Genomic DNA, 23,542 nt, shown 5'->3' with positions numbered 1-23,542 from the left:
CCCCACGACGTCGGCCGGGCGGGGCGGCCCGCGGGTGGGGGGGGTGGCGTTACCTCAGGCGCGCGGGCCGAGGGGGTCTTCGGGGGGTGGGGTGGGGGCCCGGTGGGTGGTGTTGGTGAGGGAGCGTTCGGGGAGCCAGAGGACGAAGGTGCTGCCGACGCCTGGTTCGGAGTGCAGGCCGCTGGTGTCCGGCAGCGTGATGTCCAGGATCGCCAGGTCGTACGCCGTGGTCGCGAGCTTCTCCATCGCCTCGGCCCCGGTCGTCGCCGCGTCGACGGCGTATCCGGCCCGGCCGAGTCCGGAGCGCAGCGCACTGACCAGGCCTTCCTCGTCCTCCACCACCAGTAGTCGCACGCAACCAAGGTAGCGGGGCGATCGTCGAGGTCAGGCCTGCTCTTTCGGCGGACTTTCGCTCTCCTTTCCGGTCGCTTTCGCCCCTTCTTGATGAGCCCGGTCTTCGCCAACCTGGTCCTTGCGGACGAGATCAACCGTGCGCCGGCCAAGGTGCAGTCCGCTCTGCTGGAGGCAATGGCCGAACAGCCGGTCAGCATCGGCGGCACCAGCTACCAGCTGCCTGAGCCGTTCCTGGTTCTCGCGACGCAGAACCCGATCGAGTCCGACGGTGTCTGCGCTCTGCCCGAAGCGCAGCGGGACCGGTTCCTGTTGAAGATCACGGTCGACTACCCGAGTCCGCTCGAGGAGCTGACCATCCTGCACCGGATGAGCGCGCACCGGCCGCACGCCGGAGCGGTGCTGTCCCCGGAGCAGGTCGTTCAGTTGCAGGAGGCAACGGATGACGTCTTCGTCCACAACGCGGTGGCGGAGTACGTCGTACGCCTGGTGCACGCGACCCGGGAGCCGCGGCAGTACGGCATCGACGATCTGACCGGCGTACTGGAGTTCGGTGCGAGCCCACGGGCCACCCTCGGCCTGGTCGCGGCCGGGCGGGCGCTGGCGTTGCTGCGCGGACGGGACTACGTGCTGCCGGCCGATGTGTACGACGTAGCCCTCGATGTGATGGCGCACCGGCTGGTCCTCACGTTCGACGCCCTCGCCGACGGGATCGACCCGCGGGCAGTCGTCACCCGGATCCTGCACACCATCGAGCAGCCACACGTGGTCCCCTCCGACGACGCGCAAGGGTCGGCCGCGTGATGACCGGACCCGATCTGCTGGCGGGGCGGCATCCATCGGCTGGACCACCGAAGCCCGCGAGATCACCAACCTGGTCGCCGGAGCAGCCCTGGCCGCAGCCCTCTTGGCCGCCCTCGCCTCCCTCCTGTGGTTCTCCCGCCTCCCCTGAGCCTCTGGCTCCGTCGTGACGGGCTTGTAGGGCCGACGACCCCTACAGTTGGTGGATGGCGTACTTCGGTGGACTGCTGGCCTTGATCGGGGTCCTGACTCTCGTGTTCGAGGACGGCGATGTCGTCGGGCTGCCGGCTGTCGTGGTCGGAGTGGGCCTGCTGGTGCTGGGCCTGGTGGTCGGCGCGCTGGGGGTGGTCCGGCGGCGGCAGGTGCGGCGGCGGAAGATCGCGCGCGGCGAGCCGGTGCCGGTCGGGAACGTGGTCGACCGGGCCAAGGCGTTGCCGCGGCTGCTCCGTGCCGCGCGGCGGGGGACCTATGGGGAGTTGCCGCAGCGCCGGATGTTCCTGTGGGTGCTGGCGCTGGTGTACCTGGTCTCGCCGATTGACATCCTGCCGGACCTGCTGCCCGTCCTCGGGGTGGCGGACGACGCAGGTGTGGCCGTGTGGCTGCTCACGAGTGTGTCGACGGCGACGGGTCTCTACCTCCGCCATGAGCGGGACCGCCTGCCGGGTCGTGAGCCGGGGAGCGGCGGAGCCAGTCGGTGATGTCGGCGGCCGCCTCCTCGGGGTGCTCGTAGGCGAAGAGCTGCAAGGCGTCGGTGGGACGCCCGGACTGGGCGAGCCGAGTCGCAGCCCTCAACAACTGCTGTGCGGCCGCGAGGACAAGCTCCGCCTGGGCGATCGCCTCGGCGGGATCGCCAAGCATGACGGCGCCCCGAGCCAGGTCAGCCACCTCGCACGCCTGGTAGGCCATCGCGAGCTGGGCCCGGTTCATCGGAACGCCCGGACGAAGAAGAGCGCGGTCATCGCGACGGCCGGCAACCACGGCACTGCCGCCTCGAAAGATGCCGACGGCAACAACAAGAGCAAGCCGGCGCCGCGCCGAGCACGCTCGCGAGCGTCAGCCGGAGTGGGGACGGCCGGGCGAATCCCTCCACCTCGCGCCGGTAGACTCACGCGCTGGTCGCGTTCCCGGGCAGCAGCGCGACCGTGGTGGTCGCGTTCGCGGTGACCGGCGGCATCCCGGCCGCGACCAGGGCGGACAGAGCCACGAAGCTCCCGCCGCCGCCGACGGCGTTCAGCGCGCCGGCCGCGACACCGGCCAGGAGAATCAGCAGCACCCTTCGAGCATCACGGCTCGGCCGACACTTCACAATGCGCGATCCCCGTAGCCAGCCTAAGGCGGAGACGTAGGCTGATCCCATGCGGTACGACCTGGACTACCTCCGGCTCTTCGCTCATGTCGCGGCAGAGGGCTCGATCACCGGCGGCGCGCGGGTGATGCATCTCAGTCTGCCTTCGGCCAGTGCGCGGGTCAGAGCGCTCGAAGCGCAGGCCGGCGTACCCCTGCTGGTCCGCGAGCGCCGTGGCGTCCGGCTCACTCCCGCGGGCGCCACTCTGGCCCGGCACGCCCGCGAGGTGCTCGCCGAGACCACCCGCCTGGACAGCGCCGTCGCGTCGTACGCCGTCTCCCGGTCCGCGCCGATCCGCCTGGTCGCAGGTGGCTCGGCCATGCATCAACTCGTCCCGGTCGCGCTCGCCGCGTTCCTCCGCGACCATCCGGAGTACGACGTGAACGTCAGCGAGCGCCGCACTGTCCGCAGCGTCCGCATCCTCGCCGCCGGAGAGGCCGACCTCGGCGTCATCCTCGACGACGAACCCACCGACCTCCGCACCGAACCGCTCGCCGACGACTCTCTGGTCGTGATCGGCCAGGCCGGCGGCACCCTCTCCGGCCGCACTTCCATCGCGTACGCCGAAGTCGCCGAACATCCCCTGGTCGGTCTCGACCGCAACTCACCACTCACTCAGTGGATGGACGAACGCCTCGGCCCGCACGCCCCGGCACCCCGCTATCGCACCGTCGTACCGAATCTGCACACCCTGATCACGCTGGCCACGGCCGGCGCCGGCCTGGCCATCGTCCCGCGCCGAGCCGTCGCGGCGATCGCCGCACTCGACATCTGTCCACTCCAGGACTCTTGGTCCACCCGCCAGCACCTACTCTGCTACGCCGCGAACACTCCGCAGCCCGCCCACCTCCTCGCAACCCATCTGCACGCGGCCGCGACGACCTAAGGAAGGTTGGCCTCGATGCCGTCGAGGAGGTAGTCGAGCCCGAGGTCGAAGGCCGCGGCGGCGTCGAGGTGGCCGGCGTCGCGGATCGTCTCGGCCAGCGCCGGGTAATTGCCGGTGGCAAGCATTCGGGTGAGGTAGGGGCCGGTCGAGACCCGCCAGCCGTGTTCGTCGAGGCCGGTGGCGCGTTCGTCGCGCAGGGCGGTGATCTCCTTCCGGACGGCGCCGACCAGGAAGCAGGACAGGGCTTCGAGGGCATTCATGACCGCGGTCGCATCAGGAAACGCCCGGGTCGCGCGGAGGGCGGCGAGGGACGCTTCCAGGCTGGCCAGGGCGGCGGGGCCGAGCTGCGGGCGGCCGCCGAGCAGGTCCGCGAACCACTCGTGCCGGAGGGCGGCCTGCCGTCTGCTGTGGGCGATGGAGCGGAAGATGTCCCGCCAGGTCGAACCGGTCGGTGCCGGGATCTCGGCGTACACCGCGTCGGCCATGAGCTCGAGCAGCTCCTCCTTCGTGCCGGCGTAGCGGTAGAGGCGCATCGGGCCGGCGTCCAGGGCGGCGGCCACCTTGCGTAGCGACACCGCCTCCAAGCCCTCGGCGTCGGCCAGGGTCAGGGCGGCGCGCACGATCCGCTCCCGGCTCAGCGGGCTCAGCGCGCGCCGCTCGGCCGGCTCGGGCCGCTCCCACACCGGTTCATTCGTCACACCGGAGACGATACATCGCATCGTGCGATACAGTGTATCACTCAGATGCGGTGTATCGAAAGGAGTAGGCATGATCGCGATCATCGGAGCCGGTCCCGGCGGCCTCACCCTCGCGCGGACCCTGTACGTCCACGGCATCGACGCGGTGGTGTACGAACGCGACGCCTCCCGGGCCGCACGGACGCAAGGCGGGATGCTCGACCTGCACACGGACACCGGCCAGCTCGCGCTCCGCGAGGCCGGCCTGGAAGAGCAGTTCCTCGCCGTCGCCCGCCGGGAGGGCCAGGACTTTCGCCTGCTGGATCACACCGGCACGTTGCTGCTGCAGGAGGACACTCCGGACGATGCGCCGATGGCGCGGCCCGAGATCGATCGCAGCGACTTGCGCGACCTGCTGCTCGACTCGCTTCCGGCCGGCGCGATCTGCTGGGGCCGAAGCTTCGCCGGCGCCGACCCGCGACCCGGCGGTGGGTACGTCGTCCGGTTCGCCGACGGCACGTCCGCCGAGTGCGATCTCCTCGTCGGCGCCGACGGGGCGAACTCCGGTGTCCGCGCCCTGCTCACCGACGTTCGTCCCGCGTACGCCGGTACGACGGCGATCGAGGGTTCCATCCACGATGCCGATCGGACCCAGCCGGAGCTCGCGGCGATGGTGGGAAGGGGCAACTACTGGGCCATTGGTCCGAGCCAGACCGTGGCTGCCCAGCGCAACGGCGACGGCACCATCCGGATCGGCCTGGTGGTGCATCGCCCGGAGCCGGTGCTCGACGCTGACCCCGCGACGATCGCCGCGCTGCTCGACGGCTGGCATCCGCGCTTCCACCGCCTCATCGAGGCCTGTGAGCCGCCGTTCTTGGTCCGCCAGACCCACGTGCTGCCGATCGACATGACCTGGCCGCCGCGGCCCGGGATCACTCTGCTCGGCGACGCCGCGCACCTGATGCCACCGGTGGGAGAGGGGGCGAACCAGGCAATGCTCGACGCGGCCGAGCTCGGGCGCGCCGTCGCCGCGAACCCTGACGACCTGGACAAGGCGGTGGCCGTGTACGAGCCGGTCATGCAGACCCGCTGCGCCGCGGTCGCCAAGCGGTCGGCTGCCGTGGCGCGGCTGATGAGCGGACCGGACGCGGCGCAGCAGATGCTGAAGTTCTTCCAGGGGTAGCAGTCGCATACGGTGCAGGGATGAGTGGGCCGGATATTCTGCTGCAGGCGTTTGCGGCGTTGTTGCACAGCGACAACGTGGCGACTGTGTGCCGGGCACTGAACATGTACCAGGTGGCGGCGTCGTACACGCGGTTGAGCGGTGGGAATCCGCTGGAGCCGCTCGGTGGTGAGGTGCGGGTGGTTGCGCGGGAGATCCTGTCCCGGCCACCGGTCGAAGCGGACGAGGAGATCCGGGCCGGGTTCGATCATCTGAGTGCGCTGAATGTGTTGACGAGTGTGGCGGAGCCGGAGGATGCGGAGCTGATCACGAGGGTGCTGGAAAGCACTGACGACGAGCAGATCCGGGCGGTGGCGACACTGGCGGCAGCCGCGGTTCGCACCAAGTGATCTGGTCGGACAGATAGCGTTCTCCGCATGCGCGCTTTGACTGTTGACGAGGCCCGGCAACGGGCGATGGATCTGACCGTGCGGTCGTACCAGGTGGAGTTCGACCTGACCGGATCGGGTGACACGTTCGTGACGACCAGCCGGATCCGCTTCGGGGCGGCGAGTGACGGCAGTTGGGTGGATGTGAAACCCGAACGGCTGCACGCGGTCGAGCTGAACGGCGCCTCGCTCGACGTCGGTCTGCTGGACGGCGGCCGGTTTCCGCTGAGCGGTCTGCAGGCGGAGAACGAGCTCGTGGTGACCGCCGAACTGAAGTACTCCGCGGATGGCGAAGGGCTGCAGCGGTCGATCGACGCGGCCGACGGGCGGGTCTACACCTACGGCATGTCGTCACTCGAGTCGGCGCCGCGCTACTTCCCGTGTTTCGACCAGCCTGACCTCAAGGCGCCGTGCATGATCACTGTGAAGTGCCCCGAGGACTGGGTGGTGCTGGGCAACGGCGCCGCCACGCTGGTCGCGCCGGGGGAGTGGACGCTGGCGGAGACCAAGCCGCTGTCGACCTACTTCGTCACGATCGTCGCGGGCCCGTATCACCTGATCCGGAGTGAGCATGACGCGATCCCGCTCGGGCTGGCCTGCCGGCAGTCGCTGAAGGAGTACCTCGACCGGGATGCCGAGGACCTGTTCCGGAGCACCCGGGAGGCGTTCGACGAATACCACCGGATGTTCCGGCAGCGGTACCCGTTCGGCGAGTACTGGCAGGCATTCGTGCCGGACTTCAACCTCGGTGCGATGGAGAACCCGGGCTGCGTGACGCTCGCCGACCACCTGGTCTTCCGCAGCCAGGCGACCGAGGCGGAACGCAGTACGCGGGCGCGGATCATCGTGCACGAGATGGCGCACATGTGGTTCGGCGACCTGGTCACCATGAAGTGGTGGAACGACACGTGGCTGAACGAGTCGTTCGCCGAGTACATGGCGCACCGGGTGTCCGAGGACGCGACCAGCTACGGCGGTAACTGGACCGACTTCGCCTTCGTCCGCAAGTGGTGGGGCCTGCAGACGGACCAGAGCAGCTCGACGCATCCGGTCGCGCCGGACAGTCTGAAGGACGCCCGCCAGTCGCTCGACGACTTCGACGGGATCTCGTACGCGAAGGGTGCCGCCGTCCTCAAGCAGCTGGCCGAGTACCTCGGCGACGACGTGTTCCTGAAGGGCGTCAATGCGCACCTGGAGGCGCACGAGTACGGCAATGCCGACCTGCACGAGTTCATCGAGAAGCTCACCGAGGCCGGCGCCGACGACCTGGACAACTGGTCCCAGCAGTGGTTGCGCACGTCCGGCCTCGACACCATCACGGTCGAACGTACGGCGAGTGGCGTCGTCCTGCACCGCACGAGCCCGGACGCCTCGCGCCGCCTGCACAAGCTGAGCGTCGGAGGGTACGACGAAACCGGTGCGGCGACCCTGGTCGACGTCGTGCTCGACCAGGACACCGTCGAAGTTGCCCTCAGCAACGACAGCGCCGTGATCGTGCCGGATGCCAACGACGACAGCTGGGCGAAGATCCGGCTCGACGCCACCAGCCTGGCCAATCTCCCGGCGGTGCTCCCGAAGATCGCCGACGGCACCACGCGGGCCGTGATCTGGAACTCGATCCGCGACACGACCGCGGACGCCGAGCTCGATCCGCGGCTTGCGCTCGACCTGTTCCTCGCCACCATCCAGCACGAGGACAGCGACATCGCCGTCGGCTCGCTCGTGCGCTGGCTGGAGGAGCGGGTCCTCGGCGGCTACCTGGACTACGACGAGTACCGCGGTCCGGTCGCCGATGCCCTGCGCAACAAGCTGGCGAGCACCGCACCGGGCAGCAGTCTGCAGCTGGTCACGGCCCGCGGATTCATCGCGACCACGGATGACGCGGAGTTGCTGAGGTCGTGGCTCGACGGTGCCGGCATCCCGGCCGGTCTGGAGATCGACGCGGATCTGCGCTGGTCGCTCGTCCTGCGACTCGTGCGGCTGAACGCGCTCGGGGCGAACGACATCGATGCCGAGCTGGCGCGCGACAAGTCGACCGAAGGTGTCAACCAGGCCGCACGCTGCCGGGCGGCTCTGCCCGACGGCAAGGAAGCGGCCTGGACGCGGATCATGACCGACGCGTCGGTCGGGGTGAAGGAACTGCTGGCCGCGGCCGAGGGCTTCTGGCATCCGGGTCAGGCCGCGATCACCGCGCCGTACGTCCGGCGGTTCTTCACCGACATCGCGCGGACTGGGGAGATCCGGGCCGGCGTGGTGGTCTCGCTGACCGTGCACCGGATCGCGCCGCGGTTCGCGATCGACGCCGAGCTGATCGGGCCGGCCGAGGCGCTGATCGCGGACGAGAGCGTGGTCCCGGGCATCCGCCGGCAGACGGCGAACTTCCTCGACGATCTCCGGCGCGCGGTGGAGGTACGCCGTACCTTCGGCTAGACGGTCAGCGGACGGTGAGGTGTTCGGCGACGGCCTTGCGGGCCTGGTGGATGCGGGCCTTGACCGTGCCGAGCGGGACATCGAGCTCGTCGGCGATCTCGGCGTACGACAGCGCGCCCAGGTCGCGCAGGACCAGCGGCTGGACCAGCTGGGGATGGCTGGACTCGAGCGACTCCAGCGCCTCCAGCAGGTCCAGCCGGGAGCCCGCGATCACCGACGTCGTCCGGGGGTCGACGGACTCCGGGAGGACCTCGGCGGACTGCTCGACCGCGCGCCGCTTCAGCGAGCGGTAGGTCTGCCGGGCCTGGTTGGTGGCCACGATCGTGACCCAGCCGGCGAAGCTGCCGGTGCCTCTGAAGGTGTGGATCTTGTTGGCCACCTGGAGCAGGGTGTCCTGGACCGCCTCCTCGGCGTCCTCGCGGTACGGCAGGAACTTGGCCACCCGGCGCTGCACCTGCGGCCGGATCGCCTGCAGGATCTGCGGAAGCAGGGCTTTGTCCCCTGCCGCGGCGCGGGCCGCCAGCGCCTCCAGGTCCTCGTTCATGCTCCCTCAGGGTGGTGTTTCGCCGTTGAGCTCGACTGTGCACGACAATAGCCGGGATGGATGCCATCGGGAGGTACCGGCTGCAGGACAAGATCGGCGCGGGCGCGTTCGCGACCGTCTGGCGTGGGTACGACGACGACCTCGACGTGGACGTCGCCGTCAAGATCCTCGCCGACAACTGGGCGTCGCGTGCCGACGTGCGGGAACGTTTCCTGTCCGAGGCGCGGCTGATGCGCCGGATCGCCAGCGACCGGGTGGTCCGGGTGTTCGACCTGGGCAAGCTCCCGGACGGGCGTCCGTACTTCGTGATGGACTACGTCGGCGGTGGCACGCTGGGCGACGTCCTGCGGCATGGGCCACTCGATGCCGTGGACGCGTTGTGGTGGGGAGCGGACCTGGCGCGGGCGGTCGCCGCGTTGCACAGCGAGGGCGTCGTCCACCGTGATGTCACCCCCGCGAACCTGCTGCTCCGGCCCAGCCAGGGTGACGAGTCCGGCGGCGGTACGCACCGCATAGTGCTCGCCGATCTCGGCCTGGCCAAGCGCGCCGCGGAGGCCTCCGGACTGACCCAGGCCGTCGGCACGCCGTCGTACATGGCTCCTGAGCAGGGTCGCGGTGACGGTGGATTCGACGAGCGGGCGGACATCTACGCGGTCGGCGCCGTGACGTACGCGCTGCTGACCGGGCATCCGCCGTACTCCGCGGGTTCGATCGGGGAAGTGCTCAACCGCGATCCGGACCTGCCGCCGCCGAGCTTGCGGCCGATGCTGCACGACGCGGTCGGTCAGCTCGACGACATCCTCACCCGAGCACTGGCGTACCGGGTCCCCGACCGCTGGGAGCGTGCCGACACGCTGGCCGAACGGTTCGAGGCGGAGGCCTACCGGCTGGAGCAGGAGGCACCGCTGCGCGCCGAGGAGCGGACCAGCATCACCGACGACGACCCCCCGACGACCGTCACCACCGACCCGCCGGTACGCCGCCGGCGCCGCAACCGGGCCTGGTTCCTGCTCTCGCTGCCGGTGGTGTTCGTGGCGGCGAGCGTCGGAGGCTGGTTCCTGTTCGGACGCTGAGACGAGAGGAGCCGTGGCGATGGCTGGCTGCATAGAGTAGTCATGTGGCTACTTATCGCAGTCTTGTGGTTCTTGCTGTCCTTCCGCTCCTCGTTGCCACCGATGCCCAGGCCGCCCAGCCGGTGGCCAGCTACGCCTGCCGGGCGGACACCAAGTTCGGGCGCCACACACTGTCGTTGCGCCAAGGTGTGGATGCGAAGGCGCCGGCCACCGTTCATCCGAACACCCGCTTCACGATCGCCGTCGACCTCAAGCCGGGATCGCTGCCCAGCGAAGTCAAAGGCTTCAAGCTGCGGGAGGTCCGCGACCTCGCGCTCCGCGTCCCGATCCCGGCGAACTCGTCGTACGTCAGTGCCAACCTCACCGGCGGCTCCGGGCTCAACTCGACACCGACCGTGCGACTGGAGGGAAACGTCGCCGTCATCAGGGTCGCCGGTCCGATCGCCGGCGGTGCCAGTTACGAGTTGCCGACCCTGTCGGTGCGGCTGAAGTCGGGCCGTCGGGGCAGCGTCGTCGAGACCAGGCTCAAGGGCACCAGCTACGACGACCCCGGTCTGACGCTGCAGGCCAAGATCAAGTGGAAGTTCCTCACCACCACCGCACCAGTCTCCTGCTACCCCGACCCCAACCCGGCCCTCACCCGCACCACCGTCCGTTGACTTCTCAGTCCGCGGCTCTCGTGGCCTCGGCCCCGTGTGCCGGATGGCGGTCGCGGGACCGGGGTTGGCATGGACTGGGGAGGGTTTTGTCCCACTACGGGGGTAAAACCCTCCCCAAACCCCACTCGGCGGATTACCGCGGCGCTGTTCCGCCGTCGCAGTCGCTCGAGGATCACCGTGCTCGTGTGACCACTCGGGTGAGCGGCTCCGGGCATAGCTGCGATCCTTCCCTGGTCGTGGTGGTGTGGGTCAAGTGTCGAAGATCCCGAAGGGACGCCGAAGGCGCACTTGACCCACACCACCACGACTAGCACCATCACGCAGCCCGGAGCCGCGACCCCACAGCCCCTTTGACCGCGGTACGCGTTCCGGGGTCGTCTGTGACTGGAGCTGCGATCAGTAGGTGACCGTGATCCGTTCTGCGGACGGGTCGATGCGGACCTCGCCGCCGTACGGGAGGACCTGTTGTGGGTCGGTGTGGCTGATGTCGAGGCCTTTGACCACGAGCGCGTCCGGATTGTACTCGGCGAGGGCACGGTCGACCGCGAGGTACTGGCCGGTGATGTAGGCGACGGACTGCTCGGGCGTGAAGTGGTTCTCCAGCGACCAGGACTTCGGACGGCCCCAGAGGACGGCGTCGAAGCGCTCGAGCAGGCCGCGTTCACCGAGATTGCGCAGGATCCGGTAGACCATCTCCGAGCCGGGCATCTCCTCGCTGGTCTCCAGGAACAGCACGCCGCCATAGGAGTCCGTCGGCAGCATCCAGCGGTTGGCGGACAGTTGCCAGTCGAGGATCTCCAGGTTGCCGCCCCAGAGCTTCCCGCTGACGGGCTCCGTGCCCTGCCAGGTCCAGCCGGTGCCCGGGAACATCGGCGGCTCGGTCTCCAGGGTGGCCGCATCGGCCCAGTCGCGGTCGTGGTCGGTCCACTCCGCGGCCGGCGTCAGCTCGAACTCGCCCGGCGTGAAGAGCGCGGCCCGCAGCGACCGCTCGGAGTCGGGGTGCATCGCGCCGCCGCGGCCGAACTGGACCATCACGCTGCCGCCGTGAAAGGCCGGCAAGCCCAACGAGTACAGGAAGTTGAGCAGGTTCGTGTTGTCGCTGTACCCGAAGAACGGCTTCGGGTTCGCTTGGAACACCCCGGGATCGAGGTGCTTCAGCACGGTGAGCTGGTCGTCGCCGCCGATGGTTGCGATCACGGCGCGGATCGACGGGTCCGACCAGGCCGCGTGCAGGTCGGCGGCCCGCGCCTGCGGGGACGCCCCGAGCACACGGGTCGTCGGATACTCGACCGGGATCAGGCCGAAGTCGTCGCGCAACCGCCGCAGGCCGAGCTCGTAAGGCCCCGGAAAGATCTCCGGCAGCCCACGGGACGGTGAGACGATCGCGACCTTGTCACCAGGCTGAACCATGCCGCGACTGTACGACGCTTCCGGTCCAGGCGGGATCGATTCAGACGCCGATCGGGTGCCAGACCGTCTTCAGTTCCAGGTACTGCGTGAGTCGGGACAGGCCCGGGGACTCGGTCCAGTCCTCCTCGGCGGGCCGGCGTACCCGCTTGAGATTGTCGGCGGCCGCGGCCTCCAGGTCGCGGGCCTCGTCCGGCTCCTCGATCCCGCACAGGTCGATGGCGTTGACGTCCATGTGCGACGCCAGCCACGGGCCGACCTCGGACGCGGAGCCGGTGAGGATGTTCACCACGCCGCCCGGTACGTCGGACGTCGCCATCACCTCGCCCAGCGTCACAGCCGGCAACGGACGCGCGTACGACGAGACCGCGACGACCGTGTTGCCGGAGACGATCGCGGGCGCGATCACGCTGGTCAGGCCGAGCAGGCTGGAGTCCTGCGGCGCCAGCACCGCGACCACACCGGTTGCCTCGGGCAACGAGAAGTCGAAGTACGGGCCGGCCACCGGGTTGCTGGATCCGACCACCTGGGCCAGCTTGTCGGCCCAGCCGGCGTACCAGACCCAGCGGTCGATCGACGCGTCCACGACCGCGCGGGCCTTGCTGATCGACAGACTCTCCGACGACGCCACCTCGGCACTGAACTGCTCGTGCCGGCCCTCCATCACCTCGGCGATCCGGTAGAGCACCTGGCCGCGGTTGTACGCCGTGCGTGCCGACCAGCCGCCGAACGCCTTGCGGGCCGCGACCACCGCGTCCCGGGCGTCCTTGCGGGAGGCCTGCGACGCGTTCGCCAGGAACTTGCCCTTGGCATCGTTCACGACGTACGACCGGCCGGACTCGCTGCGCGGGAACGCGCCGCCGACGTAGAGCTTGTAGGTCTTGCGCACCTCGAGCCTCGAATTGTCCTTAGTGGGCAAGGTAGGCCTCCAGACCGTGGCGACCGCCCTCGCGGCCGTAGCCCGACTCCTTGTAGCCGCCGAACGGCGAGGTCGGGTCGAAGCGGTTGAACGTGTTGGCCCAGACCACGCCGGCGCGCAGCTGGTTGGCCATCCACAGGATCCGGGAGCCCTTGTCGGTCCAGATCCCGGCGGACAGTCCGAACGGCGTGTTGTTCGCCTTCTCGACCGCCTCCTGGGGCGTGCGGAAGGTCAGCACGGACAGCACCGGGCCGAAGATCTCCTCCCGGGCGATCCGGTGCGCCTGGGACACGCCGGTGAACACGGTCGGCGGGAACCAGTAGCCCTGCGGCGGCAGCTCGCACTCCGGCGACCAGCGCTCGGCGCCCTCGTCCTCGCCGATCTGCGACAGCTCGCGGATCTTGGCCAGCTGGGCCGAGGAGTTGATCGCGCCGATGTCGGTGTTCTTGTCCAGCGGGTCGCCGACGCGCAGCGTGCCCATCCGGCGCTTCAGCCGGGACAGCACCTCGTCGTACACGCTCTCCTGGACCAGCAGCCGCGAGCCCGCGCAGCAGACGTGGCCCTGGTTGAAGAAGATGCCGTTGACGATGCCCTCGATGGTTTGGTCGATCGGCGCGTCCTCGAAGACGATGTTCGCCGCCTTGCCGCCGAGCTCGAGCGTGACCGCCTTGTCCGAGCCCGCGACCGCCTTGGCGATCGCCCGGCCGACCTCGGTCGACCCGGTGAACGCGACCTTGTCGACTCCCTCGTGCTCGACCAGGGCCTGACCGGTCCGGCCGGCGCCGGTGACGATGTTCACCACGCCCGGCGGCAGGTCCGCCTGCTGGCAGATCTCCGCGAACGCCAGCGCGGTCAGTGGGGTGGTCTCGGCCGGCTTCAGTACGACGGTGTTGCCCGCGGCCAGCGCCGGGGCGATCTTCCAGGCCAGCATCAGCATCGGGAAGTTCCACGGGATCACCTGGCCCGCGACACCCCACGGCTGCGGGTCGTCGCCGGCCCCGGCGTACTCGAGCTTGTCCGCCCAGCCCGCGTAGTAGAAGAAGTGCGCGGCCACCAGTGGGATGTCGACGTCACGCGACTCGCGGATCGGCTTGCCGTTGTCCAGCGACTCCAGGACCGCCAGTTCCCGCGCACGCTCCTGGATCAGCCGCGCGATCCGGAACAGGTACTTCGCCCGGTCCCGCCCGGCCATCGGGCCCCAGACCTTCTCGAACGCCTTGCGGGCCGCCTTCACCGCCTTGTCGACATCGGCCGGACCGGCCTCGCTGATCTCCGCGAGCACCTCCTCCGAGGACGGACTGATCGACTTGAACGGCTTCCCGTCCGTCGCGTCGACGAACTGGCCGTTGATGAAGAGCCCGTACGACGACTTGATGTCGACGATGGCCCGCGATTCCGGGGCCGGTGCGTACTCGAATCTGCTCATGCCTCAGTCCAGCGTGAAGTAGTCGGGGCCGGGGTAGTGCCCGGTGGCCAGCTTGGTGCGTTGCATCAGCAGGTCGTTCAGCAGGCTGGACGCCCCGAAGCGGAACAGCTCCGGATCGAGCCAGTCCGGTCCGGCCGTCTCGTTGACCGTGACCAGGTACTTGATCGCGTCCTTCGCGGTCCGGATGCCGCCGGCCGGCTTGACGCCGATGTGCAGGCCGGTGGACTCGTGGTAGTCGCGGACCGCTTCCAGCATCACCAGCGTCACCGGCAACGTCGCCGCGGGGGACACCTTGCCGGTCGAGGTCTTGATGAAGTCCGCACCGGCGAGCATAGCCAGCCAGGACGCGCGCCGGACGTTGTCGTAGGTGACCAGTTCACCGGTCTCGAGGATCACCTTCAGGTGCGCGTCGCCGGCCGCCTCGCGGATCGCGGCGATCTCGTCGAAGACCAGGCCGTACCGCCCGGACAGGAACGCGCCGCGGTCGATCACCATGTCCACCTCGTCGGCGCCCGCCGCGACCGCGTCCTTGGTGTCCTGGATCTTGATCGGGAGGCTGGAACGCCCACTGGGGAAGGCGGTTGCGACACTTGCCACGTTGATCCCGGAGCCGCGCAGCTCGTGCTTGGCCGTGGCCACCAGGTCCGGGTACACACAGACCGCGGCGACCGGTGGCGCGGTCGGATCGGCCGGGTCGGGCCGTTTCGCCTTCGCGCACAGAGCCCGCACCTTGCCCGGGGTGTCCTGCCCCTCGAGCGTGGTCAGATCGATCATCCGGATCGCCAGGTCGAGCGCGTACGCCTTGGCGGTGGTTTTGATCGACCGGGTGCTCAGCGTGGCGGCCCTGGCCTCGGCGCCGACCTGGTCGACGCCCGGCAGGCCGAGCAGGAACCGGCGCAGCCGGTCCTCGGACGAGGTCACGTCGGCCAACGAGTCGACGCCGCTGTCGAGAGTGGTCACCCTGGGCAGTCTAGTGCCGTTCCACCATGCCGGTTATTTTGTGCTGGTGAAGTCGAAGTCATCGGACACCGAGCGGTACCTGTCGACGTCGAACCGGATCACCGGGTTCCTGGTGGTCGGGATCGGCGTACTGGCGCTGATCGACATCGTGGTGGAGTGGCGGAGTGCCAGCGGTCTCCTGGTCGCCTGTGTGATCGGCATCGTGATGGTGCTGGCCTACGTCTTCCTGATCCGCCCGTCGGTCACCCTCAGCCCTCAGCACATCCTGCTGCGTAACCACCTGCGCGACCACGAGATCCCCTGGTCGAAGGTGACCGGGGTCGACGTCGCCGACATCCTGCGGGTGCACGCCGGCGACGACAGGTTCCGGGCTCCTGGCGTCGTACTCGTCATGCGTGACGTTCGCAAGCAACGGGTCGGCGGCGCCAGGCTCCCGGAAGACAGCTCGATCTCCCGCGCCGACTTCGTCGTCGACCGGATCGAGACCCACATGAACCAGTACGGCGAACAGGCCGGCGGCGAGGTGGTCACCAGCTGGGCCCGCCCGGAGTTGATCGCCATCGGAGTCCTCGCGGTCGTCGCCGTGGTGGCGGCGCTGCTGCGCTGATGCCGCTGCTGTCCCGCCGTGCGCTCCTCCGCACGGCAGCGGCCGCTGCCGTCACCAGCGCCGCAGCAGTCACCGCCCTGGAAACAGGAGTCCTCCCAGGCCGAGCCGGCATCCACAGAACCCTCGGCCTGACCGGCCCCGACGGCACAGTCCCCGACGTCCCGGCAGGACCGGTGGTGTCGGATACGTTCGCGTCCTCTGCTCGCCGTACGACGGTCGGCTACAGCGTCATCTATCCGCACGGCCAGAGTCCGTCGGCGGAGTTGCCGGTCGTACTTGTCTTGCACGGTCGTGGCGGCGACCACACGTCCGCAATCAACGACCTCGGCATCGACCGCTACCTGACCGCCGCCGTCCAGGCGGGTGCTCGGCCGTTCGCGCTGGCGACTCTGGACGGTGGGCAGGACAACTACTGGCATGCGCGGCTCACCGGGGACGACCCGATCGTCATGCTCGACCAGGAGTTGCTGCCGCTGCTGGCGAAGCGTGGCCTGCGCACCGAGCGATACGGCCTGCTCGGCTGGTCGATGGGCGGCTTCGGCGCCCTGCTGTTCGCCGCGCGCGACTTCTTGCAGCGAGAGGCCCCGGTGGATCGGACGGCGGTCGCGGTCGGGGCGCTGAGTCCGGCGCTCTGGCGTCACTTCGGCGACGCTGCTCCGGGTGCGTTCGACGGGGCAGATGACTTCGGCGACAACCAGGTTCTGGGTCGCCGGGACGACTTCAAGGATGTTGCTGTGCGCATCGATTGTGGGCGGGACGATCCGTTCGCGGGGGCGGCTGAGGACTTGCGGGTGGAGTTGCGGGCGGCGGGCGCAGAGCAGGCGGGAGCACACACCGCTGGTTACTGGCGGCGCATGCTTCCTGACCAATTGCGGTTTCTCGGCGGGGAACTTGCGGGGTGACGGGAACTGGCGCGAGATGGTCGGCGTCAGAGCCCTTGTCCAGCCCGGGAATGGACCCCTGTTCACCCCAGGATGACTTCTGACAGTCCCTTCATTATCGAGAGTGGAGCTCATGTTCAACCTCTCCCGCACCACCGTGCGTGGCCTGGCCGGCGTCGCAGCGCTGGCCGGTTTCGCAGCTCTGGCGCTGCCGAACGCGCAGGCTGCGCCGGCCGCCGCCGCCGCGACGCCCGCTCCGGGCGACACGCCCGCCCAGGTGGTCGGCACGCCGCCGGCCGGTGACGGTCTGACGACCAAGTCGTCGACGACGAACATCGTCCGCTACAACCGCCTCTACAAGACCCCCGCGATCACGCCGTCGAAGTGCAAGGAGGTCAACGTCTCGCTCCGCACCCTGGCGGGCGTCCAGGCCTACGACACCCAGCTGTGGACCTGCATGTACGCGGCCTGGGCCGTCCCGCTGAAGGCGGCCGGCGCGGCCTACAAGGTGAAGCCGAAGCTGGTCGTCACCACCGCCACCAAGATCGCCACCCTCTGCGGCACGGTGAATAACACGACCGGCTACTACTGCAGCGGCAACAACGGCGTCATCTACATCCCGGCGTCCCAGATCATCGCGCAGTGGAAGTCGAACCCGACCTACGCGCGGGCGTGGGCGACGCAGATGATGGCGCACGAGTACGGTCACCACGTCCAGTTCCTGACCGGCATCCTGAACGCGTCCTGGACGCGTCAGAACGCCTTCAGCACCAACGCCGCGCGGCTCGAGGAGAGCCGTCGCCGCGAGCTGCAGGCCTCCTGCCTGGGCGCGGCCTACATCGGCGCGAACAAGCGGTACTACCCGATGAGCGGTGGCCTGCTGGTGCAGTTCAACTACCTGGTCAGCCACATGGGCGACCAGCCGGGTGGCGTTCGTGACCACGGCTCGACGAAGAACCACGCGTTCTGGTCGACCGCCGGCTTCAACGCGAAGCACAGCTACACCGTCGCGGGCAACTGCAACACCTTCAACGCCTCGTCGGCGTACGTCGCCTGACCTCAGCACCCGCTCGAGGTCCGGCAGTAACGTAACTCGGCCGCCCGGTGCGCGTTGGCGTACCGGGCGGCTGTTGCGTTTTGGAGACACCTGCACGATCTGCGATTGTGTGGTTACTTGTTTCGGGATCGCACGCCGTAGAGTTTCCGAGTCGAGCGTCGAACGGCAGGAGTCAAGGACAGTGAACTACGACGAGTTCAACACCGAGTACGCGAAGGTGCTGGACAAGATCAAGAGCGGTCGGTGCAGCTGGTCGGAGCTGTCCGGTCACGTCACCCGCCTGCGCCAGGCGACTGCCGGGATCATCGCTCCGGTGGAGCGGACCCAGGTCGACCACGACCTGGCCGCGCTGGCCCAGATGGTCGACATGTCCCGGCGGACCAACGACAAGGAGGACGTCTGGACGGTCACGTCCGATGCGATCCGCAAGGCCAGCAGCCAGGAGGGTTCGGTCGCGGACCGGATCGCCCGGATCGAGGCGAGCATCAACGAGATCTCCAACCTCGCCAACCGGAACCCGGACGAGCGGGACGCGCTGATGCAGTCGACCAGCACGCTGCGGATCCTGCACTCCTCGCTGCAGAGCTCGCTGCGCACCGAAGAGGCCGAGGCCGCGGCGGCCGCCGCCCGCTGACCCGCCGCGGGAGCCACCCGCCAGGTGCTCTCGTTCTTTCGAACGTCAGCCGCTGACCACGACGGCCAGCGGCTGACGTTTCACGCGTTTTAGATACCTGCCGCGGCAGCCAGGTCGACCTTGATGCCGGCCAGCGCGACGGTCGCCTCAGTACGGGCGGCGGCTATGTCGGTGGTGACTGGGACGACCACTTCCAAGTAGCACTTCAACTTGGGCTCGGTGCCTGATGGCCGAACAACGACCCGGGCGCCGTCGGACAGCGTGTAGCGCAGCCCGTCGGTCGGGGGCAGTGACTCCGAGCCCTGGCTGAGATCGTCGATCCGCTCGACCGTGTAAGCGCCCAGGGACGCGGGCGGAGTGGCGCGGAGCCGGTCCATCGCGGTCTTGATCAGCGACAGGTCCTCGACTCGCGCGGACAGCTGGTCCGTCGCGTGCAGACCGTACTTGACCGCGAGGTCGTCCAGCAGATCCTGCAACGTGCGCCCCTCGGCCTTGGCCCGCGCGGCCAGCTGCAGGACGCGGACCAGTGTGGAGATCCCGTCCTTGTCCTTCACCGCGGCCGGGTCGACGCAGTACCCGAGCGCTTCCTCATACCCGAAGACGAGGTCCGGCACCCGCCCGATCCACTTGAACCCGGTCAGCGTCTCGGCGTACCGCACGCCGTACGACGCCGCGATCTTGCCGAGCAGGGACGACGAGACGATCGAGCACGCGGCGACCCCGTCGGGCTGTGCGGACAGCAGGAACTCACCGAGCAGCGCGCCCAGCTCGTCCCCGCGCAGCATCCGCCAGCCGGCTTCGGCCGAGGCATCGGGGATGGCGACCGCACACCGGTCGGCGTCCGGGTCGTTCGCGACGGCGATGTCCGCGTTCATCGACCGGGCCAGCTCGAGCGCCGCGTCGATCGCGCCCGGCTCCTCGGGGTTCGGGAAGGAGACGGTCGGGAAGTCCGGATCCGGGTCCGCCTGTGATGCCACCACCGCCGGTACGGCGAACCCCGCGCGAGCGACCGCGCCCTCGACCAGCAGCCGGCCGACCCCGTGCAGCGGCGTGTAGGCGACGCTCAGGTCCCGCGGCGCGTCCGCCGGCACCAGCTCGGCGATCCGGTCCAGATAGGCGTTCAGGAGGTCGTCGCCGGTCGTCTGCCAGTCGTCGCCGCGCGGCACCGAGTCCAGCGGGCCGACCGCCGCGATGGCGGCTGCGATCTCCGCGTCCGCGGGCGGGACGATCTGCGACCCGTCGCCCAGGTAGACCTTGTACCCGTTGTCCTGCGGCGGGTTGTGCGACGCCGTCACGACCACTCCGGCGACAGCCTTCAGATGCCTGATCCCGAAGGCGATCACCGGGGTCGGCGTCGGCCGATCCAGCAGTACGGCGTCCAGCCCGGCGCCCCGGACCACGGCGGCCGTGTCCCGCGCGAACACGTCCGACTTGTGCCGGGCGTCGTACCCGATCAGGACCGGGCCGCTGGTGAGGCCCTTGCCCTTCAGATAGGCGCAGAGGCCGGCGGCGGCGCGGATCACGACCACCCGGTTCATCCGGTTCGGTCCGGCGCCGATGGCACCGCGGAGTCCCGCCGTACCGAACTCGAGGGTGCCGGCGAACCGGTCGGCCAGCTCGGCGGTGTCATCGGCCGCCAGCAACTGCTGGAGCTCGGCGCGAGTGTCGGGGTCGGGATCTTCGCTCAGCCAGGCTTCGGCGGCGGCACGGAGGTCATCGGTCACCTCCGCACGATAACTAATGACCTGACGATTGGCAGGGGCGCGCGCGGAGGTCGGCGACGTAGTCGTCCGGGGCGCCGGCGGCTTCGGCGGCCTCGGCGAGGATGCCGAGGTAGCGGGCCGACGGCAGGCCGCCCTCGTAGGCGTTCAGCACGTACATCCAGGCCAGCTGCTCGCCGTCCAGGGTCTGCACCCGGACCTGGATCTTGCTGTAGACGTCCTGGTCGATCCACTCCCACTCGTCCAGCCGCTCGACGTCCTTGGGGTGGACGTCGTACAGCGCGACGAAGACCTGGTTGGCCGGGTCGGACGGGTCCTCGACGACGGTGGCCATGGCGCCCTCCCAGCCGAGCTCCTCGCCGCCGAAGGTGAGGCGCCAGCCGTGCAGCCAGCCGGTCCCGCGCAGGGGGGAGTACGGGCACCGCTCGGCCATCAGGTTCGGGTCCAGATTCGACGCAAACGCGGCGTACAGGGTCACGGAGACACAGGATACGGAAGAATGACCTCCCGTGGCGCGAGTTGTGATCATCGGAGGCGGTCCCGGCGGGTACGAAGCGGCCAGTGCGGCCGCCCAGCTCGGGGGCGAGGTGACGGTTGTCGATTCCGACGGGATCGGCGGATCCGCCGTGCTCACCGACTGCGTCCCGAGCAAGACGCTGATCGCCACCGCGGAGGTGATGACCGAGGTGGAGGAGGCCGGCGAGCTCGGGGTCCGGCTGGACGACGGTGACGATGACCCGGCGAATTCGGTACGGGTCGATCTGTCGGTCGTGAACAAGCGCGTGAAGGCGTTGGCCACCGCCCAGTCGGAGGGCATCGAGCGCCGGCTGGACCGCGACAAGGTCCGGATCGTCAAGGGCCGCGGCCGGCTGGACGGGCCGGAGGCCGTCGTCGTCGGCGACGAGCGGCTGGACGCGGACGTGATCCTGATCGCCACCGGTGCAAGGCCGCGCATCCTCCAGGGTTCGGAGCCGGACGGCGAGCGGATCCTGACCTGGGAGCAGGTCTACGAGCTCGACGAGCTGCCCGAGCGGCTGATCGTGGTCGGCTCCGGCGTCACCGGCGCGGAGTTCGCCAGCGCGTACGACGCTCTCGGCAGCGACGTCGTCCTGGTCTCGTCGCGGGACCGGGTGCTGCCCGGTGAGGACGCTGACGCGGCGGCAGTCCTGGAGGACGTGTTCAAGCGGCGCGGCCTGACCGTGCTGAGCAAGTCCCGGGCCGAGTCGGTCAAGCGGCAGGGCGACGGCGTCGTGGTGACCCTGACCGACGGCCGGACGGTCGAGGGCTCGCACGCGCTGCTCGCGGTCGGATCGCTGCCGAACACCGACGGCATGAATCTCGTCGAGTCGGGCGTGTCGCTGACCGAGGGCGGCTTCGTCCAGGTCGACCGGGTGTCCCGGACCACGGCCCGTGGCGTCTACTCGGCCGGCGACTGCACCGGCGTACTGATGCTCGCCTCGGTCGCGGCCATGCAGGGCCGGATCGCGATGGCCCACGCACTCGGCGACGCGGTCACCCCGCTGGACCAGTCGACCGTGTCGGCCAACGTCTTCACCGCCCCGGAGATCGCCACCGTCGGCCTGACCCAGGCGGTGGTCGACGCCGGCGGCAGTACGGCGATGGTCGTGAAGGTGCCGCTCGCCGACAACGCCCGGGCCAAGATGCAGGGCGTCCGGGACGGTTTCGTGAAGCTGTTCTGCCTGCCCAACACCGGCATCGTGGTCGGCGGCGTGGTGGTCGCCCCGCGCGCCAGCGAACTCATCCACCCGATCTCGCTGGCCGTCGGCGCGCGTCTCACCGTGGACCAGGTCGCCCAGGCCTTCACCGTCTACCCGTCGGTCTCCGGCTCGGTCGCTGAGGCCGCCCGAAGGCTGCACCTCCGCTCATGAAGTTCCTGGTGCTCTGGCAGATGGAGCTGAGCCTGCTCTCCCCGGAGATGGCCCGGGCCGTCGGCGCGATGCCGGAGTACGGCGAGCGCCTCGAGCGCGAGGGGAAGGTGCTGGCGCGGTATCACGTGGTCGGATCGCACGGCGGTGCGTGGATCTACGAGGTGGACTCGCACGAGGAGTTCGAGCGCTTGCTCGGCCGGGCGCCGGTGTTCAACTTCGCGCGCTACACCGTGCATGCCCTCGCCGAGATGGATTCCGGCCGCCCGGGCGATTGACGCGGTCGCGGGGGCCGGTGGATCGTGGCTGCAGGGGGTGACCCATGTTCGAGGATCGCAGCGAGGTCGCTGTCGACCGGCATCTGGTCGTCAGCCATCGGCTCCGTGCCCGTCGGCTGCAACTCGGCCTGACCCAGAAGCAACTGGTCAGCCGACTGGCCCGCCGCGGGATCCGCACCACCAACAAGACCCTGTCCAGCTTCGAGCACGGCGCCGGTGTCGACGTGGTCCGGCTGCCCGAGCTCGCCGTCGCACTCGATTGCACGGTCACCTATCTGCTCGGCCTGACCGAGGATCCGGCCTGCTGGGAGCCCGACCGGTCCGGCCTGCCGACGAACCGACCGGTGGCCCGGCCCGCCGTGCTGAACTCAGCGGGCGTCGTCGGCCAGCCGGACAGTCACTGGATCCTCGGCCCGGATATCCCCGCGCGCCCGCCGCGCCGCTGACCCAACCGCTCGTTCACCAGCCGCAGGTGATGGGCCGAATAGTGGCGTAGAGCAACCAACTGGGCCGGCGTCAGCCGGTCGCAGACCCAGCCCCAGTGCAGCGAGACCCAGTCGCCCGGGGCCAACGGCTCGATCAGGTCGACGCCGTCGAAGCCGCGGATCGCGGTCTCCTGGCGTGGTGAACCGAGGAGGAGCCGCAGCCCGTCCCACTGCAGCGGACGCGACTCGACCACGACCTGCTCGCCGGTGTCCGCGATCACCTGTCCCCAGCGGATCCGGCACTGGTCGAGCACGCGCAGGGCTTGCGCCGTACTGCGTTCGTCGTCGAGCAGGTCGGCCCACGGGTACAGGCAGAACACCGCGAAGCTGTGATGTGGCAGCCCGCCACCGGTGTCGCCGGCCCGGTCGAGCAGGCGGTTGCCGATCCAGTACGCCTCGACCACCTCGCGGTCGAGCGGATCCGCCGTACCGGTGGCTGAGGCGATCAGGCGCAGTTGTGGCCAGGCGCCCTCGAACTGCTGCGCCAGTGCGCGGAAGCCGTTGTCCACCCGGCCCAGAGCGCCGTACTCGAGCAGGGCGCCGGCGTCGGCGGGGCCGCAGTACCCGAGCCGGTTGGGCGCGAACGCGTACCGGACGAACAGCGCCGGTCCGGTCACAGCTCGGCCCCGAAGAACGCCAGCGCGTCGGCGGCCCGCTCCCGCGACATCCGCTCGAGCGCGAAGCCGCTGTGGATCAGCACGTACTCACCGGGGACGAACGGGCCGTCGAGCAGGGACAGGTTGATCTCCCGGACGACGCCCGCCACCTCGACCTGGCCGAGGTCCGCGCCCTCCGGGCAGTCGACCACCCGGCCCGGAATGCCCAGGCACATCGGACTACATGCCCCTCACCCGGTAGTACCGCCGCATGTCCTCGATGCCGTAGTACCCCAGGACGACGAGGA

At 69.6% G+C, this 23,542-nt stretch carries 26 protein-coding genes and 1 pseudogene; 15 read left to right on the top strand and 12 right to left on the bottom strand.

The features are described 5' to 3' along the window. Window positions 1-54: 54 nt before the first annotated feature. A complete protein-coding gene (locus tag ACXC9Q_RS00460; protein WP_457054453.1) occupies window positions 55-354 on the bottom strand; it encodes a response regulator in 300 nt (99 codons plus the stop codon). A 90-nt stretch (window positions 355-444) separates the two neighbouring features. On the opposite strand from ACXC9Q_RS00460, the pseudogene ACXC9Q_RS00455 reads away from it, so the two are divergent. Further along, a pseudogene (locus ACXC9Q_RS00455) lies at window positions 445-1,155 on the top strand (AAA family ATPase); the annotation flags it as partial. 203 nt (window positions 1,156-1,358) lie between these two features. Beyond that, on the top strand, window positions 1,359-1,850 hold the full coding sequence (locus ACXC9Q_RS00450) for a YkvA family protein (protein WP_457054452.1): 492 nt from the start codon (window positions 1,359-1,361) through the stop codon (window positions 1,848-1,850). Between the two features lie 407 nt (window positions 1,851-2,257). On the opposite strand, the gene ACXC9Q_RS00445 is transcribed toward ACXC9Q_RS00450, so the two are convergent. After that, window positions 2,258-2,425, bottom strand: coding sequence for a hypothetical protein (locus tag ACXC9Q_RS00445; protein WP_457054451.1), 168 nt, complete (start codon window positions 2,423-2,425; stop codon window positions 2,258-2,260). Window positions 2,426-2,507: 82 nt separating this feature from the next. Here ACXC9Q_RS00445 and ACXC9Q_RS00440 point away from each other — a divergent pair, with 82 nt between their 5' ends. Next, window positions 2,508-3,383, top strand: a complete 876-nt coding sequence (locus ACXC9Q_RS00440; protein WP_457054450.1) for a LysR family transcriptional regulator — start codon at window positions 2,508-2,510, stop codon at window positions 3,381-3,383. Here ACXC9Q_RS00440 and ACXC9Q_RS00435 read toward each other — a convergent pair. Continuing rightward, window positions 3,380-4,081 (bottom strand): TetR/AcrR family transcriptional regulator, encoded by a 702-nt coding sequence (locus ACXC9Q_RS00435; RefSeq protein ID WP_457054449.1) that lies wholly within the window; start codon window positions 4,079-4,081, stop codon window positions 3,380-3,382. The genes ACXC9Q_RS00440 and ACXC9Q_RS00435 overlap by 4 nt on opposite strands. A gap of 70 nt (window positions 4,082-4,151) precedes the next feature. On the opposite strand from ACXC9Q_RS00435, the gene ACXC9Q_RS00430 reads away from it, so the two are divergent. From ACXC9Q_RS00430 to pepN, 3 genes are read left to right on the top strand one after another with little or no spacing between them, the layout of a single operon-like run. Further along, window positions 4,152-5,243 carry an FAD-dependent oxidoreductase gene (locus ACXC9Q_RS00430; RefSeq protein WP_457054448.1) on the top strand — a complete coding sequence of 364 codons (1,092 nt, stop codon included), beginning with the start codon at window positions 4,152-4,154 and terminating at the stop codon, window positions 5,241-5,243. 20 nt (window positions 5,244-5,263) lie between these two features. Next, on the top strand, window positions 5,264-5,632 hold the full coding sequence (locus ACXC9Q_RS00425; protein ID WP_457054447.1) for a hypothetical protein: 369 nt from the start codon (window positions 5,264-5,266) through the stop codon (window positions 5,630-5,632). A gap of 27 nt (window positions 5,633-5,659) precedes the next feature. Next, window positions 5,660-8,101 (top strand): aminopeptidase N, encoded by a 2,442-nt coding sequence (pepN, locus tag ACXC9Q_RS00420; protein ID WP_457054446.1) that lies wholly within the window; start codon window positions 5,660-5,662, stop codon window positions 8,099-8,101. A gap of 4 nt (window positions 8,102-8,105) precedes the next feature. Here pepN and ACXC9Q_RS00415 read toward each other — a convergent pair whose 3' ends face one another. Further along, window positions 8,106-8,645 carry an RNA polymerase sigma factor gene (locus ACXC9Q_RS00415; protein WP_457054445.1) on the bottom strand — a complete coding sequence of 180 codons (540 nt, stop codon included), beginning with the start codon at window positions 8,643-8,645 and terminating at the stop codon, window positions 8,106-8,108. Window positions 8,646-8,701: 56 nt separating this feature from the next. Between ACXC9Q_RS00415 and ACXC9Q_RS00410 the strand changes: the two genes are divergently transcribed. Both ACXC9Q_RS00410 and ACXC9Q_RS00405 read left to right on the top strand, forming a co-directional pair. Further along, window positions 8,702-9,718 (top strand): serine/threonine-protein kinase, encoded by a 1,017-nt coding sequence (locus ACXC9Q_RS00410; RefSeq protein ID WP_457054444.1) that lies wholly within the window; start codon window positions 8,702-8,704, stop codon window positions 9,716-9,718. 44 nt (window positions 9,719-9,762) lie between these two features. Next, the gene (locus ACXC9Q_RS00405; RefSeq protein ID WP_457054443.1) at window positions 9,763-10,377 is read left to right on the top strand and encodes a hypothetical protein; all 615 of its coding nucleotides are present in this window, start codon (window positions 9,763-9,765) and stop codon (window positions 10,375-10,377) included. Window positions 10,378-10,773: 396 nt separating this feature from the next. On the opposite strand, the gene ACXC9Q_RS00400 is transcribed toward ACXC9Q_RS00405, so the two are convergent. From ACXC9Q_RS00400 to deoC, 4 genes are read right to left on the bottom strand one after another with little or no spacing between them, the layout of a single operon-like run. Continuing rightward, complete coding sequence (locus ACXC9Q_RS00400; RefSeq protein WP_457054442.1) at window positions 10,774-11,787, bottom strand: S66 family peptidase; 1,014 nt, start codon at window positions 11,785-11,787, stop codon at window positions 10,774-10,776. A gap of 40 nt (window positions 11,788-11,827) precedes the next feature. Further along, on the bottom strand, window positions 11,828-12,703 hold the full coding sequence (locus ACXC9Q_RS00395; RefSeq protein WP_457054441.1) for an aldehyde dehydrogenase family protein: 876 nt from the start codon (window positions 12,701-12,703) through the stop codon (window positions 11,828-11,830). After that, window positions 12,693-14,129, bottom strand: a complete 1,437-nt coding sequence (locus tag ACXC9Q_RS00390; RefSeq protein ID WP_457054440.1) for an aldehyde dehydrogenase family protein — start codon at window positions 14,127-14,129, stop codon at window positions 12,693-12,695. The genes ACXC9Q_RS00395 and ACXC9Q_RS00390 overlap by 11 nt, the downstream gene beginning before the upstream one ends. A 3-nt stretch (window positions 14,130-14,132) precedes the next feature. Next, the gene (gene deoC / locus ACXC9Q_RS00385; RefSeq protein WP_329484497.1) at window positions 14,133-15,089 is read right to left on the bottom strand and encodes a deoxyribose-phosphate aldolase; all 957 of its coding nucleotides are present in this window, start codon (window positions 15,087-15,089) and stop codon (window positions 14,133-14,135) included. Window positions 15,090-15,135: 46 nt separating this feature from the next. On the opposite strand from deoC, the gene ACXC9Q_RS00380 reads away from it, so the two are divergent. The 4 genes from ACXC9Q_RS00380 (at window position 15,136) to ACXC9Q_RS00365 (ending at window position 18,268) form a co-directional block, all read left to right on the top strand. Next, on the top strand, window positions 15,136-15,696 hold the full coding sequence (locus tag ACXC9Q_RS00380) for a PH domain-containing protein (protein WP_457054439.1): 561 nt from the start codon (window positions 15,136-15,138) through the stop codon (window positions 15,694-15,696). Further along, a complete protein-coding gene (locus ACXC9Q_RS00375; RefSeq protein WP_457054438.1) occupies window positions 15,696-16,598 on the top strand; it encodes an alpha/beta hydrolase in 903 nt (300 codons plus the stop codon). Before ACXC9Q_RS00380 ends, ACXC9Q_RS00375 begins: the two co-directional genes overlap by 1 nt. Before the next feature lie 112 nt (window positions 16,599-16,710). Next, the gene (locus tag ACXC9Q_RS00370; protein ID WP_457054437.1) at window positions 16,711-17,634 is read left to right on the top strand and encodes a neutral zinc metallopeptidase; all 924 of its coding nucleotides are present in this window, start codon (window positions 16,711-16,713) and stop codon (window positions 17,632-17,634) included. 181 nt (window positions 17,635-17,815) lie between these two features. Continuing rightward, entirely contained in the window at window positions 17,816-18,268 is a 453-nt protein-coding gene (locus tag ACXC9Q_RS00365) for a hypothetical protein (RefSeq protein WP_457054436.1), read from the top strand. Window positions 18,269-18,357: 89 nt separating this feature from the next. On the opposite strand, the gene ACXC9Q_RS00360 is transcribed toward ACXC9Q_RS00365, so the two are convergent. Together ACXC9Q_RS00360 and ACXC9Q_RS00355 are read right to left on the bottom strand one after the other, a co-directional pair. Continuing rightward, entirely contained in the window at window positions 18,358-19,992 is a 1,635-nt protein-coding gene (locus ACXC9Q_RS00360; RefSeq protein WP_457054435.1) for a phospho-sugar mutase, read from the bottom strand. Window positions 19,993-20,005: 13 nt separating this feature from the next. Then, a complete protein-coding gene (locus ACXC9Q_RS00355; protein WP_328523803.1) occupies window positions 20,006-20,467 on the bottom strand; it encodes a gamma-glutamylcyclotransferase in 462 nt (153 codons plus the stop codon). A gap of 31 nt (window positions 20,468-20,498) precedes the next feature. Between ACXC9Q_RS00355 and ACXC9Q_RS00350 the strand changes: the two genes are divergently transcribed. From ACXC9Q_RS00350 to ACXC9Q_RS00340, 3 genes are read left to right on the top strand one after another with little or no spacing between them, the layout of a single operon-like run. Then, window positions 20,499-21,878: an NAD(P)H-quinone dehydrogenase gene (locus ACXC9Q_RS00350; RefSeq protein WP_457054434.1), complete on the top strand. Its 1,380-nt coding sequence runs from the start codon at window positions 20,499-20,501 to the stop codon at window positions 21,876-21,878. Further along, entirely contained in the window at window positions 21,875-22,153 is a 279-nt protein-coding gene (locus ACXC9Q_RS00345) for a muconolactone Delta-isomerase family protein (protein WP_134123154.1), read from the top strand. Before ACXC9Q_RS00350 ends, ACXC9Q_RS00345 begins: the two co-directional genes overlap by 4 nt. A gap of 44 nt (window positions 22,154-22,197) precedes the next feature. Beyond that, window positions 22,198-22,599 carry a helix-turn-helix domain-containing protein gene (locus ACXC9Q_RS00340; protein ID WP_457054433.1) on the top strand — a complete coding sequence of 134 codons (402 nt, stop codon included), beginning with the start codon at window positions 22,198-22,200 and terminating at the stop codon, window positions 22,597-22,599. On the opposite strand, the gene ACXC9Q_RS00335 is transcribed toward ACXC9Q_RS00340, so the two are convergent. Further along, on the bottom strand, window positions 22,551-23,255 hold the full coding sequence (locus tag ACXC9Q_RS00335) for a DUF6390 family protein (RefSeq protein ID WP_457054432.1): 705 nt from the start codon (window positions 23,253-23,255) through the stop codon (window positions 22,551-22,553). The genes ACXC9Q_RS00340 and ACXC9Q_RS00335 overlap by 49 nt on opposite strands. After that, window positions 23,252-23,470, bottom strand: a complete 219-nt coding sequence (locus ACXC9Q_RS00330; RefSeq protein WP_328523799.1) for a HypC/HybG/HupF family hydrogenase formation chaperone — start codon at window positions 23,468-23,470, stop codon at window positions 23,252-23,254. The genes ACXC9Q_RS00335 and ACXC9Q_RS00330 overlap by 4 nt, the downstream gene beginning before the upstream one ends. Between the last annotated feature and the right edge of the window lie 72 nt (window positions 23,471-23,542).

This window comes from Kribbella sp. CWNU-51, assembly GCF_054073265.1.
This window is presented reverse-complemented; position numbering and strand designations above follow the sequence as displayed.